13 protein-coding genes are annotated in these 13,552 nt (G+C 51.1%); 10 read left to right on the top strand and 3 right to left on the bottom strand.

The genetic code is table 11. From position 1 onward, the window contains the following. Positions 1-2 precede the first annotated feature (2 nt). Both T458_RS30925 and T458_RS30920 read left to right on the top strand, forming a co-directional pair. Entirely contained in the window at positions 3-1,115 is a 1,113-nt protein-coding gene (locus tag T458_RS30925) for a YheC/YheD family endospore coat-associated protein (protein ID WP_023554355.1), read from the top strand. 177 nt (positions 1,116-1,292) lie between these two features. Beyond that, positions 1,293-1,739, top strand: a complete 447-nt coding sequence (locus T458_RS30920) for a hypothetical protein (RefSeq protein ID WP_023554353.1) — start codon at positions 1,293-1,295, stop codon at positions 1,737-1,739. A 59-nt stretch (positions 1,740-1,798) separates the two neighbouring features. On the opposite strand, the gene T458_RS30915 is transcribed toward T458_RS30920, so the two are convergent. Beyond that, on the bottom strand, positions 1,799-3,265 hold the full coding sequence (locus tag T458_RS30915; protein WP_031305324.1) for an amidase family protein: 1,467 nt from the start codon (positions 3,263-3,265) through the stop codon (positions 1,799-1,801). Between the two features lie 177 nt (positions 3,266-3,442). On the opposite strand from T458_RS30915, the gene T458_RS30910 reads away from it, so the two are divergent. After that, positions 3,443-4,924: a serine hydrolase domain-containing protein gene (locus T458_RS30910; protein WP_023554351.1), complete on the top strand. Its 1,482-nt coding sequence runs from the start codon at positions 3,443-3,445 to the stop codon at positions 4,922-4,924. Positions 4,925-4,959: 35 nt separating this feature from the next. On the opposite strand, the gene trhO is transcribed toward T458_RS30910, so the two are convergent. After that, the gene (trhO, locus tag T458_RS30905; RefSeq protein WP_023554350.1) at positions 4,960-5,904 is read right to left on the bottom strand and encodes an oxygen-dependent tRNA uridine(34) hydroxylase TrhO; all 945 of its coding nucleotides are present in this window, start codon (positions 5,902-5,904) and stop codon (positions 4,960-4,962) included. A gap of 223 nt (positions 5,905-6,127) precedes the next feature. Here trhO and T458_RS30900 point away from each other — a divergent pair, with 223 nt between their 5' ends. The 7 genes from T458_RS30900 (at position 6,128) to T458_RS30870 (ending at position 13,262) form a co-directional block, all read left to right on the top strand. Continuing rightward, the gene (locus tag T458_RS30900; protein WP_023554349.1) at positions 6,128-6,667 is read left to right on the top strand and encodes a dUTP diphosphatase; all 540 of its coding nucleotides are present in this window, start codon (positions 6,128-6,130) and stop codon (positions 6,665-6,667) included. A gap of 200 nt (positions 6,668-6,867) precedes the next feature. Continuing rightward, entirely contained in the window at positions 6,868-7,236 is a 369-nt protein-coding gene (locus tag T458_RS30895) for a hypothetical protein (RefSeq protein ID WP_023554348.1), read from the top strand. 189 nt (positions 7,237-7,425) lie between these two features. Continuing rightward, the gene (locus T458_RS30890; RefSeq protein ID WP_023554347.1) at positions 7,426-8,481 is read left to right on the top strand and encodes a sulfate ABC transporter substrate-binding protein; all 1,056 of its coding nucleotides are present in this window, start codon (positions 7,426-7,428) and stop codon (positions 8,479-8,481) included. A gap of 30 nt (positions 8,482-8,511) precedes the next feature. Further along, on the top strand, positions 8,512-9,351 hold the full coding sequence (gene cysT / locus T458_RS30885) for a sulfate ABC transporter permease subunit CysT (RefSeq protein ID WP_023554346.1): 840 nt from the start codon (positions 8,512-8,514) through the stop codon (positions 9,349-9,351). An 11-nt stretch (positions 9,352-9,362) separates the two neighbouring features. Beyond that, complete coding sequence (cysW, locus tag T458_RS30880) at positions 9,363-10,190, top strand: sulfate ABC transporter permease subunit CysW (RefSeq protein WP_023554345.1); 828 nt, start codon at positions 9,363-9,365, stop codon at positions 10,188-10,190. A gap of 26 nt (positions 10,191-10,216) precedes the next feature. Beyond that, a complete protein-coding gene (locus T458_RS30875) occupies positions 10,217-11,332 on the top strand; it encodes a sulfate/molybdate ABC transporter ATP-binding protein (RefSeq protein WP_023554344.1) in 1,116 nt (371 codons plus the stop codon). A gap of 316 nt (positions 11,333-11,648) precedes the next feature. Further along, entirely contained in the window at positions 11,649-13,262 is a 1,614-nt protein-coding gene (locus T458_RS30870) for an ABC-F family ATP-binding cassette domain-containing protein (protein WP_023554342.1), read from the top strand. 66 nt (positions 13,263-13,328) lie between these two features. Here the strand turns inward: T458_RS30870 and T458_RS30865 are convergent, their stop codons facing one another. Next, positions 13,329-13,508 (bottom strand): hypothetical protein, encoded by a 180-nt coding sequence (locus tag T458_RS30865; protein WP_023554341.1) that lies wholly within the window; start codon positions 13,506-13,508, stop codon positions 13,329-13,331. Between the last annotated feature and the right edge of the window lie 44 nt (positions 13,509-13,552).

Genomic DNA, 13,552 nt, shown 5'->3' with positions numbered 1-13,552 from the left:
GGATGAAACGACCCACAATCGGCGTTCTCACCTGGCGGGAGGGAAAAAGATTCGCGGAACCCGCCTATTTTCGCAAATTGCTTCGGGCAGGCCGGGAACTGGGCTGCCATGTCTTTTTGTTTTCACCCAAGGATGTATTGGCTTCCGGAAAGCGGGTAAGAGGCTATATTTTAAATGAACAGGGCAAATGGCAAGGCCAAATGTTTGGGCGCCCGGATGCCGTCTTTGACCGTTATCGTTACACGCCGACGCAAGCATTCAAAGACTATGTTTCTTTTCGTCGTACGAGCACGTTTCTATATGTCAACAACCGGCTTGCCAATAAATGGCGCGTTCACGAAGTGCTGTACAAAGATCCGCGCATGCATCAATGGCTGCCCGAGACATGGCTTTACAATCGAGGAAAGCTGGCGCAAATGCTTGGGAGACATCCGCTTCTGTACGTAAAACCGCTTAACGGAACGGGCGGGCGCAATATTCTTCGCATCGAACGGGCAGCAGGGGGCTACCGCTTGCTGGGCCGCGACCGGAATCGGGCAAAAGTATCTGCGGTGCTAGCCCGAGTATCGTCTGTCCAAAAATGGGTTGATCGCTGGACCAAAGGCCAAAAATATATCGTGCAGCAAGGCCTGCGTCTCGATCTGGTCCCCAAAAGAGCGGTCGATATGCGCCTGCTGATCCAGAAGGACGGTACTGGCGAATGGAGCATCACTGGCCACGGCATTCGAATCGGCCAGGAAAAAAGCGCTACCTCCAACCTTCATGGGGGAGGAAAGGCAGTCCCAGCCGAGCAATTGCTGCGTCCCCGTTTTGGGGAGGGACAGACGAAACAGATTGTGGCGGATTGTGAAAGGTTGGCTTTTGAAACCGTCCAAACACTGGAAAACCATTTCGGCAGAATGGTAGAGTTCGGTCTCGATATTGGCATTGATGTAGATGGGCGTGCCTGGCTGATCGAAGTTAACCCCAAGCCAGCGCGTGAAATTTTTCGGGAGATGGGCCTTCGTCAGCAGTATCAAAAGGCGATTCGCAGACCGTTGGAGTATGCGGTGTTTCTTGCGAATACATTGGGTCATGAAGTCCGAGTTCACACAAAAATGGCCCAAGGAAATTAATCTTGCTCTACTTTTATCGCCGCCTTGAAGTGCGGCGTTTTTTTTTGTACGATCAAAGAGTTGGGTTTGACCAAATCCTGTCAACCCTGCGAAAGCATGAGACCACTTCGGATTTCAGGCTGAAAGAATATGTTCTTGCCATTTTTTGGCGAGAATAGTACAAAGGAGTGGTGAACAGTGGAGCAATTGCTTCAATTTGTCAAAGATTACTGGCCGATCGCGCTGTGCATCATCGTCGTCATCGTCGCTGTTCAATGGTTGGTGAAGGGCTTGATCCGCATTCTTTCCATCGTTGCTCTGATCGGGGTTGTTTTGGTCTTGTTTTTCCAATTTACGCCCGAGGAAGTGATCCAGATGGGGCGGACAGCCGCTCAGGCTACGCAGGAAGTGGTCGAAAAAACGATCACTCCGATCCTGGATGCTGAATTGAAGGATGCGGATATTACCTTCCAGCCGGACGGCAGTTATGAAGTGAAGACGGCAAGCATTCGCATCGTAGGAATCAAAGGGGAGTCCAAAGCAACCGTCTACTACAAGGACGAAAAGTGGGAAGTGGATATTGGACAACTAGGGGCTGTGTTCCAGGAGCGTCTAGGCAAGGCTGAGAACGAAAAGACGATGTAGGAATGAGAAAAGCAGTGCATATGCTCGTAAAAGTGAGCATGCACTGCTTTTTGCCGTCTTCACCGCCCTGTATGTTGCTCATCCAGCAAAGGAGGCGCCACTCGTCTCAGACTATTCTGTTCGTAAGCGTAAGCCAAGCGGATCAGGGCTGGTTCCTGGAAAGCCAAACCAGTGAACATGATGCCAAAGGGCTTTCCAGCCGTTGTATAGCCAGCAGGAACACAAACGGATGGATAGCCGGCACGCGCCGCGATGCTGTCCCCTTCACTCATCGGAAAGACCAAACAATCTAGCTGGTGTTCCTTCATAGCAGCATCGATGCCGCGGGTTTGCGACATCTCCAAATCGTAGAGACGAGCTTCGATATAGGCCGCATCCGCCAATGAGCCGCTCGTCTGCTCCGCCTTTTCGAACAGCGACTGCCCATAGCGCAGAGCTTCCGCTTCATGCTTTTTGTTCCAGGCGATGAGATCCTTCAACGTGCGGAGTGGGAAGTCAGCTGGAAGTGTTTTCAGATAGGCGTTGATGCCTGATTTGAACTCATGGATCAGAACGGCATTCTGCCAGTTGGCTTCCTCTGTTGGAATCGTGACGGATTCGATCACCGTTGCACCAGCTTTCTGCAGGACAGCGATCGACTCGTCATACAAAGCCTGCTCTTCCCGACTGAATGCGGCCAGATAACCAGAGCGGACAATACCTACACGAGCCCCCTGCAAGCCGTTCTTGTCGAGACAGGACTGGTAGTCGCAAGGAGCGAGCCCGATACTTCTGCCAGTCGCAGGGTCATGTTCATCGTATCCAGCCATGGCGGAAAGCAGGATCGCAGCATCTTCTACCGTGCGGGCCATCGGACCTGCTGTATCCTGACTTGTCGCGATGGGGATGATGCCGGAGCGGCTGATTAGACCTACAGTGGGCTTGATCCCGACCAAGGAATTGCAGGCGGAAGGGTAGAGGATGGAGCCGGAGGTTTCTGTCCCGACCGCAGCGACAGCAAAACCGGCAGCGATCGCCGCTCCCGATCCGGCACTGGAGCCGCCAACGTCAAACACATCAGGGCCGTAGGGATTGCGCACCTGTCCGCCTCTCGAGCTGTATCCGTTGGGCATGTGGTCCGAGATGAAATTGGCCCATTCGGTTAAGTTGGTCTTGCCAAGCAAAACAGCGCCGGCTGCCCGGAGACGAGAGACGAGGAAAGCATCAGCAGAGGCATAGGAATCTGCCAGTGCCAGGGAACCGGCTGTGGTGTGCATGCTGTCTGCTGTCGCGATATTATCCTTGATCAGAATCGGAATCCCATGCAGGGGGCCGCGGCTTCCAGCCACCTCACGCTCCCGGTCCATTGATTCAGCAATATGTAACGCATCCGGATTGACTTCACTGATCGCGTTGATGGCTACACCTTGTTTGTCGTGCGCCGCAATTCTTTTCAAGAATGAGAGCGTCAACTCCCGTGAGGTTGTTTTACCCTCCTCCATCGCTCTTTGCAAGGTCATAATGGATGATTCATGCATACACATCATCGATCACCTTTTTCATTCAATTTGGACTTCTTTCTATCTTACCTGATCTCATGGGAAAGGGAAGGGGATACCCGATCGTGAGGAGGAAAACTCCGACTCGAGACCGGGTTCTCGATCCATCTCCTGCCGGGTTATCCGTATGGTCGATTCTGGTAGAGTGGTGATGGGGAGGTTATCATGCGAAAGTTTCTGATACTGGTCATTATGCTTGTCTTACTCATCCCATGCCTGCCTGCTAAGACAATTGCTGTCGAAAAACAAAAAGGACCTGCGTTGACGAAAGAGCGGCTGCAATCCGTAGATCGTTATCTGGACGAAGCAATCGCGGCACTGGGTGCACCCGGGGGCTCTGTTGCTTTGGTCTACCAAGGGGAACAGGTCTATGCACGCTCGTGGGGAGTAACGGGCGGGGAGAAGGAAACCGTCACGTCAGAGACTCCGTTTTTAATCGGGTCTATAAGCAAGTCGGTGACTGCTTACGGGATCATGCGCTTGATTGACGAGGGCATTCTACAGGCAGACGAGCCTGTCCAAAAATACTTGCCCTGGTTTACCTTAGAGGATCCGGAAGAAGCATCACGGATCACGATACGCCAGCTATTGTCACAGACGAGCGGATTTGGCAATCAGGCTGGTATGAATATTGCGGATCGTGGCGCCAGAGATCAATTGGCGATCCAGCGCAACGCAAGAGAGCTAGCCGGTGAAAAAAGCGAGGCTGATCCTGGTGCGAAACATATCTACAGCAATGCCAATTACGCCTTGCTCGGTGCCGTGATCGAGGAAGTGAGCGGCATGACCTATGCGAATTATATGGAGTCCCATATTTTTACACCTTTAGGGATGGAGCATACGGCAGCCACGGTGCAAAAAGCGGAAGCGCTGGGATGGCAACCAGGTTATCGCTCCTGGCTCGGCCTCTCGATTCCAAGCGAAAATCCGTATGACAACGGCGGTGCGCCTTATGGTTATCTTGCTGCCAGTTCGTCCGACATGGCGAGGTTTTTGATCGCGCTGCAGCAACCGGGAACGGTCGTATCCGCTCAACGGACAAAGGAAATGATGCAGCCTGAGATCCAGGTGCGTCCAGGAAGCTTCTATGGGTTTGGGTGGCGAATCACGCAAACAAATGCAGGTGAAACGCGGGTCTGGCACGCAGGTTCAACGCCGGATTTTCGTGCGGAACTTGTACTTCTTCCTGAATCCGGATGGGGTATCGTCATGTTGACCAATCAAAATAACCGATTGGAAGAGGATCGCTTGTCGATAGTCGTGAGAGGCTTGGAGGAATTATTGCTAACGGGTGACACAATACCCATCACCTTTCCCGTTATATGGGAACGGTGGCTGGCTATCGGGTTCATTCTGGTCTTGATGGGGTACACCTCGTGGATTATCGCTGCACTATGGCGCGGACAGATGACGAAGTGCGGGAAGTGGACCTGGGGCATGACCGGATGCTTGTTTTTTCTGTTGGCGGGGCTGCTGATCCCGGGGTTGCTTTACGCTGTGAAGGTAAGCTGGCATACGTTTTCTTTGTTCGCCCCTGATCTGAAAGAGCTGACAATGCTTGCGGTTATTCTGCTTACGATAAACGGCCTGTTCTCCTTGATCAGGGCAAGTACCGTGCCTGTCAGAATAACGATGAAAAAAAGCTGATCCCGAGATGGAATCAGCTTTTTTTTTGTTATAGGCTACGCTTTTTGGCCTGCAGCTTGCAGCTTGGCCTTTTCCTCTTCTTCGACGAAACGGTTGCGCGGGTGTTCACGGCATTCGTCGGAGCAGGAGCGTTTATAGGTTTGTTCACATTCTGGACAGCAGAAGTGCTGCTTGTTGCAGAACGGGTTGGCACAGTTGACGTAACGGTCTTCTGCTTTTCCGCAGTAGTAGCACCGGCCGATGACGACGTCCTCTTCGGTCTGGTTGATCGGCACCGAGATGCGTTCATCGAACACGTAGCATTTACCGTCCCAGAGACGACCTTTTACTTCCGGATCTTTTCCGTACGTGACGATACCGCCGTGAAGCTGATAGACGTTTTCAAAGCCTTGGTTCAACAGAACGCCAGTCAGTTTTTCACATCGGATTCCGCCTGTGCAGTAGGTGAGAATCTTTTTATCTTTAAACTGGCTCATATTTTCGCGAATCCACTCTGGAAACTCGCGGGAAGAATCGACTTCAGGCCGGATGGCTCCACGGAAATGCCCCAGATCGTACTCATAGTAGTTGCGACCGTCGAGAACCACGACATCGTCTTGCTGGAGCATCTCATAAAATTCTTTGGGGCTCAGGTATTTGCCTGTCTTCACGTTGGGGTCGACATCCTCTTCCAAACGCCAGGTAACCAACTCTTTTTTTGCACGGACAAACATCTTTTTAAAGGCATGTGAGTCCGACTCGTCGATTTTGAACCACATGTCGGCAAAACGGGAATCGCTTCGCACGTAGTTCATGTAAGCTTCCGTCTGTTCGATGGTACCGGAAACTGTACCGTTGATTCCTTCAGGAGCGACTATTACGCGTCCCAAAAGGCCGTTCTCTTTGCAGAACTGAAGATGCTCTGCTGCATACTCCTCATAGTTATCCAACGGAGTATACTTGTAGAAAAGCAGAATTCGAAATGGTTTTTGTACTTGCAATGTACAATCCCACCCTTTCTTTTATCGTATGAAATTTTTTGATGCAACGGTGATTATATCACAGGAGAGCAGGAAATGCGCAGAAAATGAAAGGGAAATGTGAGCTTTCTATGAAAAAATGAGAATGGAAGCCACGATTGAAAGACAGGTGTGTGTCTTGAAGGGGGGGACCTCTTCTTGTACACTAGGAAGGATGAAAGGCATAGCAGAGGAGAGACCTGAAATGAATGCAAACAGTCAGCGCGTGCGTGCGCTTGTCAAGATTAAGAAATTGCATGGGGATGCCGTGATTCCTCAATACGCAAGAGAGATGGATGCCGGATTTGATCTGGTAGCCGTGGAAGATACGCTGATCGCGCCGGGAGCATCGGCCAAAATCCCGACAGGCTTGGCATTTGCTTTGCCAGAAGGATATGAATTGCAAGTGCGTCCCCGCTCGGGCATCGGAGCCAAGACGAAGCTGCGCCTCTCTAATGCGCCTGGCACCGTGGATGCCGGTTATCGCGGTGAGGTATGCGTGTTGATCGACAACATCCGCACAGCATCCGGAGAACGAGGATATACGTGTCTGGATGCAGGGGAAAAATCTGTGGAAGTGGCGGTCGAGGTCGACAAGCATAGCTATCTGATACGAAAAGGAGACCGGATCGCGCAGGGGGTTGTCGCTCAGGTTCCCCTGGCAGTATTTGAGGTCGTGGACGAGCTGGATGAGACCGAGCGTGGTAGCGGTGGATTTGGCAGCAGCGGGATTCAAGGATCATAGCAGCTTAATGTAAATCCATAACCACCTGGAATGATGAATTGAATACACAGAAACATTTTAAAACAGCCATTTCCTCAGTCGGATACGGCTGTTTTTATTTTGTGTAGATCCAAATCAGGACAACCTGCCTGAAGGAAAATGGTCGTGAGCCTTTCGTTGTGGAATATACATGTAACACGATACGAAAAGGAGGTGGAAACTTGGCAGCGCGCTTGTTGAAAATTGCCGCATTTTATTTTGTCATTGCCATTATCTTGGGTATTGTGATGGGAATTACCAAGGCTTTTTCCTATTCCTCTGTGCATGCGCACTTGAATCTGGTCGGCTGGGTATCGCTCGCGATCATCGGTCTCATTTACATCGCTTTTCCAGCAGCGGCCCAGACCAAACTGGCGACGTGGCACTTCTGGTTGCACAATATCGGCCTGCCCGTCATGCAGGGATCTTTGTTTTTGATGCTGTTGACCCAAGTCGAGGGCTTTGTAGTCGGTACCATCATCGGTTCCCTGATTTTGGGTGTGGGGATCTTGTTGTTCGCCATCAATCTCTGGCAGCAGGTGAAGCCATAAGACGTCCCAAGCATGAAAAGAAGCTTTCTTCGTTACGAAGAGGGCTTCTTTTTGATTGTCATAAGCAAAGTTAGAAGCGCCTATTTTTTCTCCAGGGCGAACTGCCCCCGAACTTTGCCTACCTATTGGGCATAGGGTAGATGAGGATATATGGGGCAGATGAGTTTATGAGGAGTGAAGAGAAGCAAGATGAAGACATTTGAAAAGTTCTTTGCGCGCATCTTTCGGAGACTAGGGATCGTGGTGCTGGCCTTGAGTATCGGTGGATGCGCTCAAACAACAGGGGGAGAGGGGACTGCGGCGGGTGAGACAGCAACTCTTGATTTATTAAACGTGTCCTACGATCCGACCCGAGAGTTTTATCAGGATATTAACAAAGCGTTTATCTCCGATTGGAAAGAGAAGACAGGTCAGACGCTGACGATAAAACAATCGCATGGCGGCTCAGGAAAACAATCTCGTTCCGTCATCGACGGTTTGGAGGCTGACGTCGTGACATTGGCTCTCGCCTATGACATCGACGCGATTGCCGAACGGGGATTGATCGCAACTGACTGGCAGAAGAAGCTGCCAGACAATAGCTCCCCCTACACGTCTACGATCGTGTTTCTCACCAGAAAAGGAAATCCCAAACAAATTAAGGATTGGGATGATCTGATCAAGCCCGGGATCGGGGTTATCACACCTAATCCCAAGACGTCTGGCGGCGCTAGATGGAATTATTTGGCCGCCTGGGGGTATGCGTTGAAGCACAACAACGGTGATGAGGCGAAGGCCAGGGAATTCGTCACGCAATTGTTCAAAAATGTTCCGGTCCTCGATTCGGGAGCACGCGGTGCAACGACAACATTCGTAGAACGCGGCATCGGCGATGTGTTAATTGCCTGGGAGAATGAAGCCTATCTTGCCGTCCATGAGCTGGGCAAAGACAAGTTTGAAATAGTCAATCCTTCGACCAGCATTTTGGCGGAGCCGCCTGTCACGGTCGTTGATCGCTACGCTGACAAACACGGTACCAGAGAAGTAGCGGAAGCCTATTTGCAGTTTCTTTACAGCAAGCAGGGACAGGAGCTCGCCGCCAAGCATTACTATCGTCCCCGCTCGGAGGAAGTGTTGAGGGCACATGCGTCAGCTTTCCCCGAGATCGAGCTGTTTACCATTGATGAGATCTTTGGCGGATGGAGCAAGGCGCAAAAAGAGCATTTCGCCGACCAAGGCATTTTCGACCAAATCTATAAGCCCTAAAACACATATCCATGCCAGAGGAGTAACATCATGAAAAGAAAAACGTCGCGGATCAGCGGGTTTTTGCCAGGCTTTGGACTGACCATGGGCTATACGATCATTTATCTCAGTCTGCTCGTGCTCATCCCTCTGTCCGTTTTATTTTTAAAAGCGTCTACGATGAGCTGGGAGGCGTTCATCGGAACGATTCTGGATGAAAGAGTCCTTTCCTCGATTCGGGTTAGCGTCGTTACTTCGTTCTTTGCTGCTTGCATGAATGCCGTTTTCGGCGTATTGGTGGCCTGGGTGCTGGCGAGGTATCAATTTGTAGGAAAGAGGTTCATCGATGGCATAGTAGATCTTCCATTTGCCTTGCCGACGGCGGTCGGGGGTATTGCGTTGACCTCCATTTACGCTGAAAACGGGTGGATCGGACAGTTTGCAGCGGAGTGGGGGATCAAGATCGCTTACACGCCGCTGGGAATCTGGGTTGCGTTGACCTTCATCGGACTGCCCTTCGTCGTGCGCACCGTACAGCCTGTGCTGCAGGATTGGGATTTGCAGATGGAGGAAGCAGCCGCAACCCTGGGTGCCACTCGTTGGAACACGTTTTTTCGGGTGATCCTGCCGCATCTGATGCCAGCGGTACTTACGGGATTTGCCCTCGCTTTTGCGCGTGCCCTAGGCGAGTACGGATCTGTCGTTTTCATCTCAGGAAATATGCCGCACAAGACGGAAATCGTCCCCTTGTTGATCATGACCAAGCTCGAGCAGTTTGACTATACGGGGGCTACGGCGATTGCGACCGTGATGCTGGTTGCTTCCTTTGTCATGCTGCTGATCATCAACTATCTTCAATGGCGAATCAACAAGTTTGACGCGGCGCGGTAGGAGGTGCTGCCATGAAGCATATGACCGAATCAGCCTGGATCCGTTGGCTTTTGATCTGTCTGGCTTTGTTTTTCCTCGGATTGTTTTTGATCCTGCCTTTGGTCGCTGTGTTTATGGAGGCGTTCAAGCAGGGTTCAGAGATGTTTGTAGCTGCCATCTTGGACGAAGAGACCTTCGCGGCAGTCAAACTCACATTGCTTGTCGCTCTCGTAAGCGTACCGCTCAATGTCACTTTTGGGGTAGCTGCTGCTTGGGCGATCGCCAAGTTTACGTTTCGCGGAAAAAATATTTTGCTCACGTTGATTGACCTGCCCTTCGCAGTCTCACCCGTGATCGCTGGTTTGATCTTTGTTTTGCTGTTTGGCAGTCAAGGTGTTGCGTACCCTTGGCTGGAAGCCCATGATATCAAAATCATTTTTGCCGTACCCGGAATCATTTTGGCGACTACCTTCGTTACCTTTCCGTTCGTGGCACGCGAATTGATTCCCATCATGGAGGCACAAGGCAAGGATGAGGAGGAGGCGGCCGTATCCCTTGGAGCAAGCGGCTGGAAGACTTTCTTCCGCGTGACCCTACCAAATGTAAAATGGGGGTTGTTGTACGGGGGCATCCTGTGCAATGCGAGGGCGATGGGGGAGTTTGGCGCCGTCTCCGTCGTCTCCGGCCATATTCGCGGAATGACCAATACTTTGCCGCTTCACGTGGAGATTTTGTACAACGAATATCAGTTTGCGGCAGCCTTTTCGGTAGCTACCTTACTCGCGGCGCTGGCACTGGTAACGTTGATTCTCAAAAGCATCATCGAATGGAAAACGCAACGCAAAGAAGAGCTACCTTAACTTCTACGCTAGAGGAGAGAGCACGGATGAGTATAGAGGTCGTGAATATCACCAAATCATACAAAAATTTTACGGCTTTGCATAACGTCAGCCTGCAGATTCCAGAAGGCGAACTGGTAGCGCTCCTGGGACCATCGGGGTCTGGGAAGACGACTTTACTGCGCTTGATCGCAGGGCTGGAGCAGCCGGAGGAAGGGGCGATCCTGTTTCATGGCGAGGACAACACAAACCGGGATGTGCGTGAGCGGCAGGGTGGGGTTGTTTTCCAACATTACGCCCTCTTTCGCCATATGACCATCTTTGACAATATTGCCTTCGGACTGGCGGTTCGCAACCGCAAGACCAGACCAACGAAGCAGGAGATCAAGGAAAGGGTCCACTCGCTGTTGCGTCTGGTGCAATTGGATGGATTGGCGCACCGCTATCCTTCACAGCTTTCTGGTGGGCAAAGACAGCGTGTTGCCTTGGCGCGCGCTCTCGCGGTGGAACCCAAATTTCTCTTGCTGGATGAACCGTTTGGCGCTTTGGATACCAAAGTGAGGCAGGAGCTGAGACGCTGGCTCCGTCATTTGCATGAGAAGCTTGGCTTGACCATTCTCTTCGTTACACACGATCAGGAAGAAGCGATGGAGTTGGCTGATCAGGTCGTAGTCATGAATGAAGGAAGGGTGGAGCAGGTAGGTTCACCTGAGGAAATCTATAATCATCCCGCCAATCCCTTCGTCTACAGTTTCCTTGGCAGAGTCAATCTGTTTCGAGGCCGTGTACGAGATGGCAAAGTCAGACTGGGCGAGGCAGAGTTTGATACAGAGTGGGAAAATCTTCGCGGCGGAGAATGGCCAGCAGTCGGCTACATGCGTCCGCATGATGTGGAGATCGCATTGGCAGCACAGGACAGTAAGTTCGTACAGGCACAGATTCAGCACATTTCCCTGCTTGGTCCGATCATCCGCCTGGACTTGAAGCGGCTGGATACTGGCGAATTGTTTGAAGCAGAACTGACCCGGCAACGTTTTTGCGAGTTGGATTTGCAAGAGAAGAGCACCGTTTTCGTAAAACTGAACAATCTAGCCTTTTACGTGGAGGATGCGGAAGAAAAAGTGCCCCTGCCTACCTTTATCCCGATCCAGGCCAGCTTTTGAAGAATAAGAAGACCGACCATCCTGACGAAGGGTGGCCGGTTTTTTATCTGACTATTCACCTCGCTGCTTGGAGCGGGTTTCCTCTTTTCCGACTGTGGTGGAGGACCTGGTTTGTGATGGATTTTCCTTATTGCCCATCTCGTTCTTTACTCCGTTTTGCTTGGACATCCGAATCCCTCCTCTCTTGCCTGGCGATTTTCCCAGGTAGGATTCCCCGATCTCTTCGTTTTTATCGCTACCCGGTCATCATTTTTGCCAAAATCGCCGTTTTCTGATAAGATTAGTGTTTGAACGATTCGAAAAGGCAGGTATAGAGATGATAAGCACTCAGAACGTGACGCTCCGCTACGGCAAACGCGCCTTGTTTGAAGATGTATCCATCAAGTTTACTCCCGGCAACTGCTACGGTCTGATCGGGGCCAATGGCGCCGGAAAATCTACATTCGTCAAGATCCTCTCCGGAGAGATCGAACCTACCAGCGGGCACGTATCTGTAACCCCTGGGGAACGGATTGCTGTACTTAAACAGAACCATTACGAGTTCGATGAATTTGAAGTATTGAAAACGGTCATCATGGGTCACAAACGGCTGTACGAGATCATGGAACAAAAGAATGCGCTATACATGAAGGAAGATTTCTCGGAAGCGGACGGCATTCTCGCCTCGCAGCTCGAAGGTGAATTCGAAGAGCTGAACGGCTGGATGGCTGAGGCGGATGCTGCCGAATTGTTGATCGGTCTTGGGATTCCGACCGAGATGCACGACAAGAAGATGGTGGATTTGGCCGGTACGGAAAAAGTCCGTGTCCTGTTGGCACAGGCTTTGTTTGGCAATCCGCACATCTTGCTGCTGGATGAGCCGACCAACCACCTGGATATCGAGTCGATCCGCTGGCTGGAGAACTTCCTGATGGATTATGAGAATACCGTCATCGTGGTATCCCATGACCGTCACTTCCTGAACAAAGTATGTACCCACATCGCAGACATCGATTTCGGCAAAATCCAGATGTACGTGGGGAACTACGATTTCTGGTACGAATCCAGCCAATTGGCGCTGAAGCTGGTTCGTGAACAGAACAAGAAAAAAGAAGAAAAGATGAAGGAACTGCAGGAGTTCATCGCCCGCTTCTCGGCGAATGCCTCCAAATCCAAGCAAGCGACTTCTCGTAAAAAGCTCTTGGAGAAAATCACCCTGGAAGACATTCGTCCGTCCAGCCGCAAATATCCTTTCATCAACTTCAAGCCAGAGCGCGAGGCGGGCAAAAACCTGCTGGCTGTCGAGGGCTTGAGCAAGACCGTCGAGGGAGAAAAGCTGTTTGAAAATCTCCACCTGGCGATCAACAAAGGGGATAAAATTGCTTTTGTCGGTCCAAACGAATTGGCAAAAACGACTTTCTTCCGCATTCTGATGGGAGAAGTAGAAGCGGACAGCGGTACGTACGAGTGGGGAGTGACCACCTCTCAGGCGTACTTCCCGAAAGACAACTCGGCGTACTTCGATTCGGATCTCAGCCTCGTGGATTGGCTGCGCCAGTATTCCAAAGACCAGGATGAGACCTTTATCCGCGGCTTCCTGGGCCGCATGCTCTTCTCTGGAGACGAAGCATTGAAGAAGGCCAATGTTCTGTCTGGGGGAGAAAAGGTGCGCTGCATGCTTTCGAAGATGATGCTGGCTGGCGCCAATGTCCTGATCATGGATGAACCGACGAACCATCTGGACTTGGAATCGATCACAGCGCTCAACAACGGTTTGATCGACTTCGATGGCACGCTGCTGTTCGTGTCCCATGACCACCAGTTCGTGCAAACCATCGCGAATCGGATCATCGAATTTACGCCGAAGGGTGTCATTGACAAAATGATGACCTATGACGAGTATCTCGAAAGCGACGAAATCAAACGACTGCGTGAAGAACACTACGCGTAAACCCCATATAGCTATGCAAAAGCCCTTGATCATCGCAAATAAGCGGTGCCAAGGGCTTTTCGTATGTCAGGCTTCATCGATGAACGCAATTTTATGCAAAAAGGCTTCCTTGCTCGGGAAGATCACCCGTTCCTTGCGGGGAAAGGTGAAATAGACCACAATGTATTGATCATCTATATACTCCACAATGCCTCGTTTTTTGGGACCTTCTTTCATTTTCACACGTTTATTCAACCATTCTTCCATGTCATTCATCCCCCTGTATATCTCCCGTTCATTATAACAAAAAG

Origin of the sequence: Brevibacillus panacihumi W25 (assembly GCF_000503775.1) — a bacterium.
Classification (GTDB): domain Bacteria; phylum Bacillota; class Bacilli; order Brevibacillales; family Brevibacillaceae; genus Brevibacillus; species Brevibacillus panacihumi_A.
The sequence above is the reverse complement of the archived record's forward strand: the minus strand, read 5'-3'. Positions and strand labels throughout refer to the sequence as shown.